Source organism: Hydrocarboniphaga sp. (assembly GCF_965279055.1).
Lineage (GTDB): Bacteria > Pseudomonadota > Gammaproteobacteria > Nevskiales > Nevskiaceae > Hydrocarboniphaga.
On sequence record NZ_OZ257125.1, the window covers coordinates 282834 to 298250 of the forward strand.

14 protein-coding genes are annotated in these 15417 nt (G+C 67.0%); 9 read left to right on the forward strand and 5 right to left on the reverse strand.

What is annotated here, in order from left to right; genetic code table 11:
• Positions 1–86: 86 nt before the first annotated feature.
• A complete protein-coding gene (gene gorA / locus ACQZF9_RS01365; protein WP_428311488.1) occupies positions 87–1460 on the forward strand; it encodes a glutathione-disulfide reductase in 1374 nt (457 codons plus the stop codon).
• Positions 1461–1696: 236 nt separating this feature from the next.
• Here the strand turns inward: gorA and ACQZF9_RS01370 are convergent, their stop codons facing one another.
• Positions 1697–2848, reverse strand: a complete 1152-nt coding sequence (locus ACQZF9_RS01370) for a helix-turn-helix transcriptional regulator (RefSeq protein WP_428311489.1) — start codon at positions 2846–2848, stop codon at positions 1697–1699.
• Positions 2849–3157: 309 nt separating this feature from the next.
• Between ACQZF9_RS01370 and ACQZF9_RS01375 the strand changes: the two genes are divergently transcribed.
• The gene (locus tag ACQZF9_RS01375; RefSeq protein ID WP_428311490.1) at positions 3158–3538 is read left to right on the forward strand and encodes a steroid Delta-isomerase; all 381 of its coding nucleotides are present in this window, start codon (positions 3158–3160) and stop codon (positions 3536–3538) included.
• A 126-nt stretch (positions 3539–3664) separates the two neighbouring features.
• Here ACQZF9_RS01375 and ACQZF9_RS01380 read toward each other — a convergent pair whose 3' ends face one another.
• The gene (locus tag ACQZF9_RS01380) at positions 3665–4762 is read right to left on the reverse strand and encodes a Rieske 2Fe-2S domain-containing protein (protein WP_428311491.1); all 1098 of its coding nucleotides are present in this window, start codon (positions 4760–4762) and stop codon (positions 3665–3667) included.
• 283 nt (positions 4763–5045) lie between these two features.
• Between ACQZF9_RS01380 and ACQZF9_RS01385 the strand changes: the two genes are divergently transcribed.
• The 6 genes from ACQZF9_RS01385 (at position 5046) to ACQZF9_RS01410 (ending at position 10802) form a co-directional block, all read left to right on the forward strand.
• On the forward strand, positions 5046–6173 hold the full coding sequence (locus tag ACQZF9_RS01385; protein WP_428313493.1) for an acyl-CoA dehydrogenase family protein: 1128 nt from the start codon (positions 5046–5048) through the stop codon (positions 6171–6173).
• A gap of 135 nt (positions 6174–6308) precedes the next feature.
• Complete coding sequence (locus ACQZF9_RS01390) at positions 6309–8048, forward strand: FAD-dependent oxidoreductase (RefSeq protein ID WP_428311492.1); 1740 nt, start codon at positions 6309–6311, stop codon at positions 8046–8048.
• Positions 8049–8139: 91 nt separating this feature from the next.
• On the forward strand, positions 8140–8901 hold the full coding sequence (locus tag ACQZF9_RS01395; protein ID WP_428311493.1) for an SDR family NAD(P)-dependent oxidoreductase: 762 nt from the start codon (positions 8140–8142) through the stop codon (positions 8899–8901).
• Positions 8902–8933: 32 nt separating this feature from the next.
• Complete coding sequence (locus ACQZF9_RS01400; RefSeq protein ID WP_428311494.1) at positions 8934–9347, forward strand: DUF3052 domain-containing protein; 414 nt, start codon at positions 8934–8936, stop codon at positions 9345–9347.
• Entirely contained in the window at positions 9347–9730 is a 384-nt protein-coding gene (locus ACQZF9_RS01405; protein ID WP_428311495.1) for a hypothetical protein, read from the forward strand. The genes ACQZF9_RS01400 and ACQZF9_RS01405 overlap by 1 nt, the downstream gene beginning before the upstream one ends.
• 202 nt (positions 9731–9932) lie before the next feature.
• Entirely contained in the window at positions 9933–10802 is an 870-nt protein-coding gene (locus tag ACQZF9_RS01410) for a thiol:disulfide interchange protein DsbA/DsbL (protein ID WP_428311496.1), read from the forward strand.
• 148 nt (positions 10803–10950) lie between these two features.
• Here ACQZF9_RS01410 and ACQZF9_RS01415 read toward each other — a convergent pair whose 3' ends face one another.
• Positions 10951–12186 carry a phospholipase D-like domain-containing protein gene (locus ACQZF9_RS01415; RefSeq protein WP_428311497.1) on the reverse strand — a complete coding sequence of 412 codons (1236 nt, stop codon included), beginning with the start codon at positions 12184–12186 and terminating at the stop codon, positions 10951–10953.
• A gap of 165 nt (positions 12187–12351) precedes the next feature.
• Positions 12352–13293 carry a patatin-like phospholipase family protein gene (locus tag ACQZF9_RS01420; RefSeq protein WP_428311498.1) on the reverse strand — a complete coding sequence of 314 codons (942 nt, stop codon included), beginning with the start codon at positions 13291–13293 and terminating at the stop codon, positions 12352–12354.
• A gap of 299 nt (positions 13294–13592) precedes the next feature.
• Between ACQZF9_RS01420 and ACQZF9_RS01425 the strand changes: the two genes are divergently transcribed.
• A complete protein-coding gene (locus ACQZF9_RS01425) occupies positions 13593–14456 on the forward strand; it encodes a methylated-DNA--[protein]-cysteine S-methyltransferase (RefSeq protein ID WP_428311499.1) in 864 nt (287 codons plus the stop codon).
• Between the two features lie 75 nt (positions 14457–14531).
• Here the strand turns inward: ACQZF9_RS01425 and ACQZF9_RS01430 are convergent, their stop codons facing one another.
• Positions 14532–15389, reverse strand: a complete 858-nt coding sequence (locus tag ACQZF9_RS01430) for a class I SAM-dependent methyltransferase (RefSeq protein ID WP_428311500.1) — start codon at positions 15387–15389, stop codon at positions 14532–14534.
• Positions 15390–15417: the final 28 nt, after the last annotated feature.

The window sequence follows — 15417 nt, forward strand, 5'->3', positions numbered from 1 at the left end:
AATGTGGCGCCACGCTGCGACGCCCTCATCCGGCGCTACGCGCCACCTTCTCCCGGAGGGAGAAGGGAATGGCATAGCATGTCGCCATGAACGATCCTGCATACGACGTCGATCTGTTCGTGATCGGCGGAGGTTCCGGTGGCGTGCGCGCGGCGCGGGTTGCGGCGGGCTTCGGCGCGCGCGTCGCACTCGCCGAGCAAAGCGATCTCGGCGGCACCTGCGTCAATCTCGGCTGCGTGCCGAAGAAAATGCTGGTCTACGGCGCGTCCTACGCCGACGATTTCGAGCACGCGCAAAGCTACGGATGGAGCACCGCGGGCGAGCCACGGTTCGACTGGCCGACGCTGCTGCGCAACAAGAACCGCGAAATCGCGCGGCTCAACGGCATTTACGCTCGGCTGCTGGCGGATTCGGGCGTGCGCGTGATCAAGGCGCATGCGCGGCTGCTCGATGCGCACACGGTCGATGTCGGCGGCGAGCGCATCCGCGCCGCGCATATCCTGCTCGCGACCGGCGGACGGCCCTATGTGCCGGCGATTCCCGGCGCCGAGCATGCGATCACGTCCGATCAGGCTTTTCATCTGCCGCAGTTGCCCAAGCGCGTCGTCGTTGCCGGCGGCGGCTATATCGCGGTGGAATTCGCGTCGATCTTCCACGGTCTTGGCGCGCAAACCGTGCAGCTGTATCGCGGCGACCTGTTCCTGCGCGGATTCGACGGCGGCCTGCGCACGCATCTGCGCGATCAGCTGAGCCTGCGCGGCCTGGACCTGCGCTTCGACATCACCATCAGGCAGGTAACCCGGCTCGCTGACGCCAGCCTGGAACTGCAGCTGAGCGACGGCAGCCGGCTGCACACCGATTGCCTGCTGTTCGCCAAGGGCCGCCGGCCCATCGTCGACGGCCTCGGCCTGGAAAACAGCAAGGTCGCGCTGGATTCGCGCGGCTACATCGCCGTCGACGAGCACTACCGCACCGCGGAGCCGTCGATCTTCGCGGTCGGCGACGTGATCGGCCGCGTGCAGCTGACGCCGGTCGCACTGGCGGAAGGCACCGCGGTCGCGCGGCTGCTGTTCAGACCCGAGCTGCACCGGCCGCTCGATTACACGCTGATCCCGACCGCGGTTTTCAGTCTGCCGAATATCGGAACGGTCGGTTTGAGCGAGCAGCAGGCGCTGGAGCAGGGCCATCGGCTGAAGTTGTACGAAAGCCGCTTCCGGCCGCTGAAGATGACGCTGACCGCTTCGGCCGAAAACACTTTCCTGAAACTGGTGGTCGACGCCGACAGCGACAGGGTGCTCGGCGCGCACATGGTCGGCCCGGACGCCGGCGAGATCATCCAGGGCCTGGCGGTGGCGCTGAAAGCCGGTGCGACCAAGGCGATGCTCGACGACACCATCGGCGTGCACCCGACCACCGCCGAAGAGTTCGTGACGATGCGCAGCGAGCGGGTGGCGGTTTAGGAAGTGGGTAACCGAGCGTGAATTCCGCGCAGAACTCCGTTCGTCCCGAGTAGCCGGGGTTTCATCCCGGCGTATCGAGGGATCCGATCGCGATCCGGTCCCTCGATACGCCCGCAACCGCGCGGGCTACTCGGGACGAACGGGCTTGTAGTCGGCGCTTCCAAAACGAAAAGCCATAAAAAAGGCGGGCCGAAGCCCGCCTTTCCTTCCCGCTCTCCCTTACAACAACAACGGCTTCACCCCAAGCTCAATACGCTGTTGAGCAACAAGCGGACCAACATCGTCTGCCGGGTCACCCCGGTCTTGCAGAAAATCGAGCGCAGATGGGTGCGGGCGGTGTTGCGGCGCACGTTCATCTTCTCGGCGGCCTCGTCCAGCGTCAGGCCCTCGGTCAGCAGCAGCGCCAGCGAGGCCTCCATGCGGGTCAGGCCGAACAGGCGGCGCACCAGCTCCTGGGACGGCTGCACGGCGCTGGCTTCCGGGTCGCGCAGGAACAGTGCCGCGGCGGGGCGCTGCTTGCTTTCGGAGAACGGGCCCATCGGGATGGCGCGCACCAGGATGCCGAGCTTGGCGCGGCCGCTGGGGCGCGACACCGACAGCGCCTCGACCACGCCCGGGCCATCGGCGGCGCCGGCGTCGGTGACGCAGTGGCGGATCATCTGCTGCAGCGAGCGGCTCTCCTGGGCGCTTTCGACGCACAGCGTGTTGCCGCTGAGCCAGATGCCGTCCTTCTCCGCCAGGATGCGCCGCGCTTCCTGGTTGCTTTCGATGATGTTGCCGTTCTGGTCGATGCTGATCGTGCCCAGCTGCATGCGGTTGACCGCACCGGCGAACATCGCACGCTCGCATTCGAGGAAATCCAGCCGCGCGTGCAGCTGGATCGAGCGCTTCAGATGCGGCAGCAGCAGCTTGCACAGCGCCTTGTCTTCGGCAGAAAACGGCGCCGAATCATGCAGGCGCGTCACCCGCAGCCGGCACTCGATGCCGTCGCGGGTATTGATGTCGGCGCCGAGCAGGTGACGGATGTTCAGCGGCTTGAGGAAGTCCAGGTACACCGCGGACTGCAGCCACTGCTTGCCGATCAGTTCTTCGGCGGTCAGCACTTCGCCTTCGGGCAGGCGGATGAACGGGTCCATCGCGAAGAAGTGCGTCTCGTAGGCCTGCACGTTCTGCACCGTGGTGCTGCCGGTGTTGAGCATGATGCCGGTGCTGTCGGTGGACGGCGGACGCAGCATCAGCGTGACGTGACCGGCCTTGAGGCGATCGCGCAGCAGCTGCATCGCGGTCTGCCACGGCGGCGATTCCATCGGCCCGTCGTAGATCGAGCCGATCAGGCGATCGAGCTGGTCGATCTCGGGATTCGCGGTGATGCCGACGGCGGCGCTCACGGCTGCGAACGCGGCGGGCGGGCGCGATGCACTGCGGGCATCGGCCATCGATACTGCGGTGACTGGCATATTACGGGTCTCCTCCGTTAGCAATGCCGGGTGTCGCCTTGTGGCGCTCTGGCCCTATTTGAACCCATCCCACTCCCGGCGGGTGTAGGAAAACTGGCCCTTGTCTCCCGCCGCAGCCAGGGGCGCGACGGGCCATCAAGGTAGCCCTGCAAGCGGACGAGGTGTCTCGTCCAAAAGGGTGAGCCGGACTCACCAGGCCGCTGGCCATAGTCGCGGCCATCCACAGCGACGGGGCCGGGCATGAGCGACGAACAGGGCATGAAGCGGGCTTTGCAGGCGTATATCGACCACTTCAACGCCTCCAATCCGCAGGCGATTTCGGCATTGTTTGCCGACGAGGCGACGGTGGAAGATCCGGTCGGCACGCCGCTGATCAGCGGCCGGACGGCGATCGCCGCGTTCTACGAGAGGTCGGTGGCCACCGGCGCGCGGCTGAAGCTGGCGGCGCCGATCCGCGGCTCGCACGGCAACGCGGCGGCGATGGCCTTCGACGTGGAACTGAACATGCCGCAGGGCCCGGCGCTGATCCGCGTGATCGACACCTTCACCTTCGACGCGGCCGGCAAGTTCACCAGCATGCGCGCGTTCTGGGGTCCGGGCGATATGGAATTGCCGAAGTAGTTTCTGCTGGTCTCCTTCCCCCGCGCGCGGGGGAAGGCCGGGATGGGGGCGAGACGATAAAGCCTTGCGCCGTGACGAACGCCCCCACCCCAGCCCTCCCCCGCAGGCGGGGGAGGGAGAGAAACATCAAGCGGCGGCGAGTTCCTTGTGATCCTTGGGAAACGCCTGCATGCCGCGCGGCACGTGGATGCCTTCCACCTGCTTCAGGAATTCCTGCTTCTGCGCACGCGGGTTGTAGAACTGCTTGTACCAGAGCCGCTGCTTGCGGAAGGCGCCGTCGCCCTGCACGAACAGGCCGTTGAAGCAGGGCCGCTTGTGCTTCCACACCTCGAAATCCTGGGCGAATGCGGCCAGCGCCATGTCGGAGAACATCTTCGCGCCGGCGCGATCTTCATCGGTCGCCGCGCCGCCCTTGGCGGTCTTCACCAGCAGCGAATGCCAGACGTGGCTGCTACCGTTTTCCACCGGCGTGTGGGCGATGAAAATGTAGCTGTCGTAGAGGCCGCTCATGCGCGTGATCAGCACGCTGGGGCCGTTGTAGATCGCTTCGGTGACCAGCAGCGGGCCGCCCTCGGCGGCCAGCGTGCGATGACCGCCGGCCATGCGCTGGATCGCCAGATGACCCTTGAACTCGTTTTCGAAAAACTTGGTGCGCGAGCCGTGCACCGGGCCGAAATGCGCGGCGTCGGTGATGTTGTCGACGATCTCCTGCGGATGCGTGTCGATGGTGCCGAGATCGTCGATATGGGTCCAGCGCACCCAGTTCGGCTCGTCCCATTCGCTCAGATAAGGCACCTCCCATTCCGGCTCGCCGCCTTCCGGGTCGTGCCAGACGAACACCGCGCCCATGCTCTCCTTCACCGGCCAGGCGCGCACTTTCGCCGCCGGCGGAATCGGCCCGTCGGAATACGGGATGTGGTTGCACTTGCCGTCCGGGCCGAAGCGCCAGGCGTGATACGGGCAGCGGATCGAGTCGCCCTCGATCGCGCCGTCCTGGGCCACATAGCTGGTGCTGTTGCGCGCCAGGTGGGTGCCCATGTGCGGGCAGTACGCGTCGAGCAGGAACACCTTGCCGGAATCCTTGCCGCGATACAGCGCGAATTCCTGGCCGAAATAGCGCACGCCCATCGGCTTGTCGCTGGTCACTTCGCTGCTCTGCGCGATCATGAACCAGCCGCGCGGAAAGTCGAATTCGCCGAGGCCGTATTCCTTGCTGGTGGTCATGAGTTGGGGTCCCGTCCGTCGTCTGTTGGCTGAAAGCCGCTGAGCCAGTATTCGCCCCACCCGGATAGGCGACTTCGTCCTGTCGGACGACGTGGGTCCGACTGCCGCATCTGCTAGTCATTTCGGGTGAGGCTGCGGCGGTGGGCATCTGCGAAAAAGTGGCATCGGCGGCGCTGTCGCGTCGCCCCTGTTTCCTGTCGGAGATTCCGTCGTGCCCAACGTCCAGACCAAAGCCAGCGCCACCCCGATCAGCCCGCAGGTCCTGGTGCAGCGCGCCCGCGAGATGGTGCCGATCCTCAAGGCACGCGCTAGCCAGACCGAAGCGCTGCGCCGCCTGCCCGACGAGACCATCGCCGAGATGAAAGCCGCCGGCTTCTTCAACGTGCTCAAGCCCAAGGCCTACGGCGGCTACGAGATGGATCCGCAGGTGTTCTACGAGGTCTGCATGACGCTGGCCGAAGGCTGCATGTCGACCGCCTGGGTCTATGGCGTGGTCGGCGTGCACAACTGGCAGATCGCGCTGTTCGATCCGCGCGCCGCGGCCGATGTCTGGGGTAAGGACGACAGCGTGCTGATCGCCTCGACCTACATGCCCAAGGGCCAGGTCAAGCCGGTCGAAGGCGGCTTCAGGTTCAGCGGCCGCTGGGGCTTCTCCAGCGGCATCGATCACTGCGACTGGGTGTTCCTCGGCGGCCTGATCTTCAGCCAGGACCAGCCGCCGGAATACCGCACCTTCATGCTGCCGAAAAGCGATTTCAAGGTCATCGACACCTGGCACACGATGGGCCTCAAGGGCACCGGCTCGAAGGACATCGTCGTCGACGACGTGTTCGTGCCCGAGTACCGCACGCACAAGGCCAGCGACGGCTTCATGGGCACCAACCCCGGCCGCGAGCATTTCACCGCCGACCTGTACAAGCTGCCGTTCGGCCAGATCTTCGTGCGGGCGGTATCGAGTGCCGCGATCGGCGGCCTGCAGGGCGCGCTGGATACCTTCCTGGAATTCGCCGCGGTGCGTGTCGGCGACATGGGCAACAAGACCAGCGAGCAGGGCCCGGCGCAGATCGCCGCTGCCGAAACCGCGCTGGCGATCGACGAGATGAAGCTGGTGCTGAACCGCAATTTCGGCCTGCTGATGGACAGGATCCGCGCCAAGCAGCCGCTGGACAACATCGCCCAGCGCTCGCACTTTCGTGCGCAGGCCGCGCAGGTGGTCGAGCGCTCGGCCAAACACGCCTACCAGCTGTTCTCGGTGTGCGGCGGCCGCGGCATTTTCACCGACTTCGCGCTGCACCGTTACGTGTTCGACATCTTCGCCGCGCGCGGCCACTACGCCAACAACCCCGACCAGTTCGAACGCAACTACGGCAGCGTGCTGCTGGGTCGCGAGAACACGGACTACTTCCTCTAGATTTTTTCGCCTCTCCCACCGGGAGAGGGGCCAGGGGTGAGGGCGTCGAAGCGCGGCGCGAACCTGCAAGTCCCTCACCCGGCGCTGCGCGCCACCCTCTCCCGGTGGGAGAGGGGCACAACAATGGAGCACGCGATGGGCATCAACGAAACATCCTGGGACGCCGAGTACGACGTCGTCGTCGTCGGCTCCGGTGCCGGCGGCATGACCAGCGCGCTGTGCGCGAAGCAGCAGGGGCTGTCGGCGATCGTCGTCGACAAGGACAAGTTGTTCGGCGGCACCAGCGCCGTGTCCGGCGGCGGCATCTGGATCCCGAACAATCACGACATCGCGCGCAACGGCGGCAGTGATTCGTTCGAGGAAGCGCTGACCTATCTGAAACACCTGATCGGCGACGCGACGCCGGTGGAGAAGCTCGAGGCTTATCTCAAAGCCGCGCCGGAGATGGTCAAGTACATCGCCGCGCATTTCGATCTGCCGTATCACAGCGTCGTCAAATATCCGGACTATTACTCCGATGCGCCGGGCGGCAAGGCCGGCTGGCGCTCGATGGAGCCCTTCGAACTCGACGCCGCGCAACTGGGCGCCGACTACGACCTGATGCGCGCCGCCTATCCGGGCACGATGCTGATGGGCCGCATTTCGATGAACCAGGTCGAGGCGCACAAGCTGTTTTCGCGCGGCCCGGGATGGATGTGGCTGATGACGAAAATGTTCGCCCGGTACTGGACCGATTTCAGCTGGCGCCGCAAGACGCCGCGAGATCGGCGGCTGACCCTGGGCCAGGCGCTGGTCGCGCGGCTGCGCATCGCGATGAAGAAGGCGAGTATTCCGCTGCAACTCGAAACCGGCATGGAGTCGCTGATCGAGGAGAACGGCAAGGTCGTCGGCGTCGTCGTCAACCAGCGCGGCCGCCGGCTGCGTTATCGCGCGCGGCGCGGCGTGATGCTGGCCTGCGGCGGCTTCGAGTCCAACCAGCAGATGCGCGAGCAGTACCTGCCGCATCCGACCAGTTCGGCCTGGACCGCGGCGCCGCCGATCAATCATGGCGACGGCATCCGCGCCGGGCAGAAGCTCGGCGCCGCGCTCAAGCACATGGGCCTGGTCTGGGGTTCGCCGACGGTGAAAAAGCCCGGCGTTTCGCAGCAGATCACCTTGTTCGTCGAACGTGGCATGCCGGGTTGTGTCGCGATCAACCAGGAGGGCCGGCGCTTCGTCAACGAGGCCGCCGCCTATCCGGATTTTCTCGACGCGATGTACGCCGACCAGGCGCGCGGCAACCACGCGGCGCCGTGCTGGCTCGTGTTCGACGCGACCTTCCGCTACAAGTATCCGATGGGTATTTTCCTGCCCGGCCAGATCGAGCCCGATTCCAAGCTGCCGAAAGACTGGCTCGACAAGGTCTACTACCGCGCCGACTCGCTGACCGGTCTGGCGGCGAAAATCGGCGTCGATGCCGGCGAACTGGCGAAGACCGTGGCGGCGATGAACCAGTACGCCGCCAGCGGCGTCGACAGCCAGTTCGGCAAGGGCAATACGCCGATCGACCGCTACTACAGCGACCCCAGCGTCAAGCCCAACACCTGCCTGGGCCCGATCGCGAAAGCGCCGTTCTACGCGGTGAAACTCGACGCCGGCGACATCGGCACCAAGGGCGGCCTGGTCACCGACGTGCATGCGCGCGTGCTGCGCGAAGACGGCCATGTGATCGAAGGCCTGTACGCCACCGGCAATACCACGGCCGCGGTGATGGGGCCGAAGTATCCGGGTGCGGGCGCGACGCTGGGGCCGGCGATGACCTTCGGCTATATCGGCGCGATGCATATGGCGAATGCGGCGGTCGATGTGAAACCCGCGGTCGCCGTCGCGGCCTGACCGCGATGTCGCGGGCAAGCCCGCTCCCACATTCGCAGTTGTAGGAGCGGGCTTGCCCGCGACCGACGACGCACAAAAGCCAGGAACCACCATGCCCAAACTCTCCAACAAAATCGCGCTGGTCACCGGCTCCGGACAAGGTGTCGGCCAGGGCATTGCCTACGCGCTGGCGGGCGAGGGCGCGACCGTTGCGGTGCTCGGCCGCACCGCCGCCAAGCTCGACACCACGGTGACCGAGATCCGCCGTCGCGGCGGCAAGGCGATCGCGGTGGAATGCGACATCAAGCACGCCGATCAGCTGGCACGGGCGGTGGAGCGCGTGGTCGGCGAACTCGGCGGTCTCGACATCCTGGTCAACAACGCGCAGGAGGTGTCGCTCGCTCCCTTGCTGTCGCTGAGCGAAGCGGCGCTGGCCGCCGGCTGGGAATCCGGGCCGTTGGCGACGCTACGCTTGATGAAGCTGTGCCATCCGCACCTGAAAAAATCCGGCGCCGGCAACATCGTCAACCTGTGCACGGTCGCGGCGATGCGCTGGGACGTCTCCGGCTACGGCGGCTACGCCGCAGTCAAAGAGGCGACGCGCCAGCTGACCCGCGCCGCCGCCTGCGAATGGGCCGCCGACGGCATCCGCAGCAACGCGATCCTGCCGCTGGGCGATTCGCCGGCGATGGCCGGCTGGACCCAGGCGCGGCCTCAGGAGGCCGCCGCCTTCATCGCCACGGTGCCGATGCAGCGCGTCGGCGAATGCGAAGCCGACATCGGCCGCTTCGTCGCCACGCTGGTCTCCGACGACTGCCGCTACATCAACGGCCAGAGCATCGCCGTCGACGGCGGCCAGGCTTTCCTCGGCTGAAGAAAGCCGCGCCCCGATGCTAGCATCGGGGCATGACTGCTCAGGCCGGCTATTCGGGCACCGCGCTCGCGAAAAAACTTGGCATCACCGAAGGCCGCCGGGTGCTCGCGCTGCAGGCGCCCGCTGGCTATCGCGACTGGCTGGCGCCGCTGCCGGCCGCTGTCGCGTTCGAGGCCGGAATCTCGGCTGCAATCGACATCGTGCACATTTTCGCAACCGACGGCGCGGCGCTGGCCGCGGAGCTGAAAAGCCTGCGCAATGCGATCCGCAGCGACGCGGCGGTGTGGGTTTCATGGCCCAAGAAGGCGTCCAAAGTCGTCACCGACATCACGGAAGATACGATCCGTGCCGTGGCCCTGCCGCTGGGCTTCGTCGACATCAAGGTCTGTGCGGTCAACGAGGTCTGGTCGGGGCTGAAGCTGGTCATCCGCAAGGAACTGCGCTGATGAAAGGGAAATCGGTCTGGGCCGTCGCCGCCGGCGTTGCGTTCATCGTCATCGTCACCACGCTGGTCGACATCGCGCTGCACCTGGCCGGCGTGTATCCGGCGATGGACCAGCCGCTGACCCATGAACTGTGCGTGATGGCGACCTTGTACCGCTTCATCATCGGTGTCGGCGGCGGGGCGCTGACCGCAAGGCTGGCTCCGCAGAATCCGCTGAAGCACGCCTTGATCCTCGGCGGCGTCGGCAGCCTGCTCGGCCTGCTCGGCGTCGTCACCACCTGGAACCAGGGCCTGGGCCCGCACTGGTATCCGATCGCGCTGATGCTGCTGGCCGTGCCGCAGTGCTGGCTCGGGGGGCGGCTGTATACGATGCGCCGCCGTTAGCCGCACATGTCATTGCCGCGAAGGCGGCAAGCCAGAGACGGCACGGCGCGCCTAAGGAACCTCTGATCAAGTCCTGCACGTCCGCGCAGGACTTGATCAGAGGTTCCCTAAAGCTGCAAGGCCGGCGCGCTGCCGCTAGGCTATGGCACTACGCGGCGCCGCCGCGGTCTTCTCCTACTCATTCAGACGAAACGAGCCTTCCATGAAGCTGCGTCCGCTGCTGCTGATGTCCCTGTTGCTGTCCTCGCTCGCCGCTTGTTCGCCCAAGGCGCCGCCGGCCGAGCCGGCCGAACCCGCCGCCGCCGCGGCACCGGCCGAAACCGCGGCACCGGCCGAGCCGGCGCCGGCTGAAAGCGCCGCGGCCACCGCCGGATCCTCACCCGCGGTCAGTGCCGCCCCGGCTGCAGCCGCAGCGCCCGCCACGGCGCCGGAAGCCAAGCCCGCCGAGCCGGCTCCGGCCCCGGCTGCTGCTGCCGCCGCGCCGGCGCTGACCGCGCCGCCGGTCGAAGGCACCGACTACGTGACCATCGAAGGCGGCGAGCCGTTCGCGCCGGTGCCGGGCAAGATCGAGCTGGTCGAATATTTCAACTACGTCTGCCCGGCCTGTGCTTCGTTCAATCCGGACTTCCAGCAGTGGAAGGCGAAGCTGCCGGGCAACGTGCACGTGGTCTACATCGCCGCCGATTTCCGCGGCGACTTCGTGCCGTATGCGCGCGCCTACTACGCGGCCGAGTCCTTCGGCCTGGTCGAAAAAACCCACGACGAGGTCTACAAGGCGGTGCACGAAACCCATGCGCTGCCCGGCGAAGGCGGCGCGGTCGACGAGGCCAAGATCGCCGACTGGTACGCCGCGCATGGCGCGCCCGGCGCCGAAATGTTCCTCGGCGCGATGCGCAGCTTCTCGGTCGACGTGCAGCTGAAGAAGGGCCGCGCTTTCGCGATGCACAGCAAGGTCAGCAGCACGCCGTCGCTGATCATCAACGGCAAGTACCTGGTCAAGGGCAAGAGCTGGGACGAGAAACTGGCGATCGCGACCTGGCTGATCGACCGCGAGCGGGCGGGGAAGAAGTAGGCTCTTTTTGAACGCATCACTCACTGCCGTTCGCCCCGAGTAGCCGCTTGCGGCGTGTCGAGGGGCCGGATCGCGGTCTGGCCCCTCGATACGCCGGATAAATCCGGCTACTCGGGGCGAACGCAGTGAGTTGCCGGCTTCACCATCGTCACAGCACCCACTTGATCATCCCCGCGAACTGCTCCAGCAGCCGTTCGCGCCAGCCGCGTCGGCGCCACAGCGCCGGGTCGATGGTCTGGCAATGCCGCAGGTCATGCTCGAACATCGCCTCCATCTCGCGCGCGAAACCGGCGCCGACGATGAAGGCATTGGCCTCGTCGTTGTGAAAGAAGCTGCGGTAGTCGAGGTTGCTGGAGCCGACCGTGGACCAGACGCCGTCGATGACCGCGGTCTTGGCGTGCAGCACGGCCGGCCGATATTCGTGAATCTGCACGCCGGCGCGCATCAGGCCGGCGTAGCTGCGCCGCGCCGCGTATTTCACCAGGCCGGCGTCGGTCCGCTGCGGCACGATCAGTTGCACGTCGACGCCGCGCCGCGCCGCGTGTTTCAGGCTGCGCAGAAACCGCCAGTTCGGCGCGAAGTAGGCCTGGGTGATCCAGATGCGCCGCTGCGCCAGATGGATCGCGTCGCGATACGCGTGGTAGATGCGCGGCTTGACCCGGTACTTCGGCCTTAGCGGATTTTTCGGCCGCGGCAGATCGTCGTCGTCGTTGTCGTCCTCGCCGCCGACCCAGTGATCGATGAAGCCCTCGCCCTGGTCGGTGACCGCGCAGGCCAGCGCATCGCCTGCCGGCTGCACCTCGGGATAGTAGTCGCGGGTGTCGCGCAGGCCGCCCAGGCGCGCCCAGTAGGTCAGGAACACGCTCTGGAATTCGGCCGCGGCCGGGCCTTCGATCCGCACATGCGTGTCGCGCCAGCCCTGGCCGTCTTCGGTCGCGGGCTCTGCATCGTTGGGACCGCGGCGATACTCGTCGGTGATGTTGACGCCGCCGGTGAAGGCGATGCGGCCGTCGACGACCAGGGTCTTGCGATGCGTGCGCCGCGTGACCCGCCACAGCCGCGGCTCGCGCAGCGGATTCACCGGATTGAACTCGCGCAGGCGCACGCCGGCATCGAGCAGGCGCTGGCGGTACTCGTCGCCGGCGCCGAGCGCGCCGAGGCCGTCGAGCATCAGCCGTACATGGATGCCGGCGCTCGCTCGCTCGATCAGCGCGTCGGCATAACGGCAGCCGACTTCGCCGTCGGTGATCAGATAAGTTTCCAGATGCACGTGATGCCGCGCAGCGGCGATTGCGGCCAACTGCGCCGCATGTGTCTGCGGGCCGTCCTGCAACAGCGTCACGCGATTGCCCGGCACCAACGGCTCGCCGCGCAGCGCGCGCAATGCGTCGGCGAACGTTTTGCCCTCTCCCTCCGGGAGAGGGTGGCGCAAAGCGCCGGGTGAGGGACTCTCAGTGCGCATCGCCGCTTGCATCGGCCTGCGAGGCCCTCACCCGCTGCTGCGCAGCGACCTCTCCCGGAGGGAGAGGCAAGCAAAAGCCGGCTCCCATCAGTGTGATGTCGTAGGCGGCGGCATCACGATCGGCGCCGCCGGTACTGGCGGCAACACCGGTGCCGGCGCGACCGCCGGCACCATGCGCGTCTTGGCGGCGATTGCTTCCCTGATCTTCGGAATCGCCGCCAGCGCGGCACGCTCGCCTTCCAGGATCGCGCGCTGCTTGCTCTCGAAGTCCGCCGCGGCGATGCCTTTGACGTTCGGCGAAATCACCACGTCGGCGAGCTTGAGTTCATTGCCTTTCAGCGCATTGCCCATGATGTCGAAGGTCTTCAGCACGGTGCGCAGCGTGCTGTCGCTGGGCGCCTCGGCGACCGGCTGGCTGATGTCGACCGCGATCACCAGCTCGGCGCCCATCTGCCGCGCGTATTCGGCCGGCACCGGCGCGACGGTGCCGCCGTCGACATATTCCTCGCCACCGATCACGGGCGACACGAACACGCCCGGAATGGCCGACGAGGCGCGCACCGCCATGCCGACGTCGCCGCGCTGGAACAGCACGCCTTCGCCGGTGCGCAGGCGCGTAGCCACCGCACCGAAGCGCATCGGCAGCTGCTCGATCGGCTTGCCGCCGACGTGCTCGTTGATGAATTTCTGCAGCGCCTCGCCGCGCAGCAGGCCGCGGCCGAAGAACTGCCAGTCGGCGAACGCGGCGCGGTCCAGGTCGAAGGTCATTTCCTGCAGCTCGAAACCGCCGTGGCCGGCCGCGTACAGCGAGCCGACGACGCTGCCGGCGCTGGTGCCGACGACCAGATCCGGCTTGATGCCCTGCGACTCCAGCATCTTGATCACGCCGACATGGGCGAAGCCGCGCGCGGCGCCACCGCCGAGGGCGAGGCCGATCTTCGGCAGCTGCGGGACCATCACCGGCGGCGGGACGACGATGGGCGGCGGCAGCGGCTCGGGCGAGGTGCAGGCGGCGAGCAGCAGGGTCAAGACGGCAACGGCTGAGGTACGGATCGACATGGGCAGCGGGGCGGTTGCGGGGTTTCCCAGTGTAAGCGGGCGGCTGTGAACGTTTCCCGCATCGGCGGTCCGGTCCCTCGATACGCCGCGTTGCGGCTACTCGGGACGAACGGGGTACGCCGAGTGATCGGATAACAAAACCCCGTTCGTCCCGAGTAGCCGGATTCATCCGGCGTATCGAGGGACCCGACCGCTATCAACAGCGCAACAATCGGATGGCGAGCCCCGGCCCACAGCGCGACCATGAGCGCCTGCCCGAAGGAGCTACCATGAACCTCGCAATGAATCCGAACACGAAGACGCCGAACGCGAAAATCGAAGCGCTGTGCCGCTACATCGACGAGCACGCCGACGAGCCCTTGACGCTGGCCGCGCTGGGCGAGCGCGCCGGCATGAGCAGTTTCCATCTGCAGCGCAGCTTCAAGGCCGCCACCGGTGTGACGCCGCGCCAGTACGCCGAAGCCGCGCGGCTGCGCGTGCTCAAGTCCGGCTTGCGCAGCGGCGAGTCGGTGACGCATGCGATCGTCGACGCCGGCTACGGGTCGCCGAGCCGCGTCTACGAAAAAGTCGCGACGCATCTGGGCATGACGCCGGGCGAGTATCGTCGCGGCGGCCTTGGCACCGCGATCTCCTACGCCGCCTTCGAGTCCGAACTCGGCTGGCTGCTGATGGCGGCGACCGATCGCGGACTGTGCTTCGTGCAGTTCGGTGACGGCGTCGACGCCTTGATCGCGCAATTGCGGTCCGAATTTCCGCAGGCCGACATCGGTGAAATGGGCGGGCAGGCGCGGCCGCAGTTCCAGGCCTGGATGGCGGCGCTGGCACAACAGCTGCGCGGCGCCAGAACCGCGGCCGGCCTGCCGCTGGACCTGCGCGGCACCGCGTTCCAGATGAAGGTCTGGGCCTACCTGATGCGCATCCCTAGCGGCGAGCTGCGGTCGTACAGCGAAGTCGCCGAGGCGATCGGTCATCCCAAAGCGGTACGCGCCGTTGCCAGCGCCTGTGCCGCGAATCGCGTCGGCGTGCTGGTGCCCTGCCATCGCGTGATCCGCGGCGACGGCGGCATGGGCGGCTATCGCTGGGGGCTGGAGCGCAAGCGGGCGTTGATCGACGCGGAGCGTGCTTCGGTTTGAAGGGCCCAGGTCGCGGACAGGGTCCGCTCCTACAGGAGTAGTTGTAGGAGCGGACCCTGTCCGCGACTCCCGGCGTCAGCAGCGCGCTTCCAGAATCTTCACCCGATCGCCGCCCTTGACCTGCGCGACATCCAGCGTCTCGGCGATTTCGTAAGTCTCGAACACCGTCACCCGGCGAAATCCGGCCGCCTTCATCTCGTCGACCACGTCCTGCGACGTCTCGAAATGCGGCTCCAGCCGGCCCTTGACGAAGGCGCCAAGCAGCTTGCCGAACGCGGCGTACAGGCCTTCGACCTTCTTCGCCTGCGGATACACGTCGGCAAAGTAGTAGCCGCGCGGGAACCGCGACAGGTTCTGGGCAAAGCGCCGCCACATGCCACGCGCGGTATCGGTGTCGAAGTAGTTGACCAGGCCTTCGGTGACGATCGCGGTGCCCTGTGCGGGATCGAGCGTCGCCGCCAGCTGCGTCAGCGAAAGCGGGCCGTCGTCGGCGAGCGCGTCCAGCTCGGCCACGCGATGGCGCGCGCCGAGAAAATGGCCGCGCGCCAGCAACGCGCGCTTGGTCGCCGCCATCTGCGGCAGGTCGGTTTCGATGTAGGTGATGCGGTCGCCGTAACGGCGACGAAAGCGCCAGCCGCGCGGCGACAGGCCGGCGGCGATTTCGACGATCTGCGTGACCTCGCCGCGATCGATGGCCTCGGCAAGACGCGCATCGATACCGCGGTGCCGTGCCAGCATCAGCGCGTCCAGCGACACGCCGCCGAACAGCTTCAGCGCGGCGATGACGACGCGCGCATAACGATCCAGCCGTATGCCCTGCGGCGTCACGAAAGCCTCGTCCGAGAGGCCGTGGCGATACCAGAAGTGGCCGGTCGCGTAGGCGGTCGGACTGATGGGGTCGGATTGGCCTGGGCGCGACGCCTCAGCTCTCATCGGCCGATGTCCCAACGGAACTCCGTTC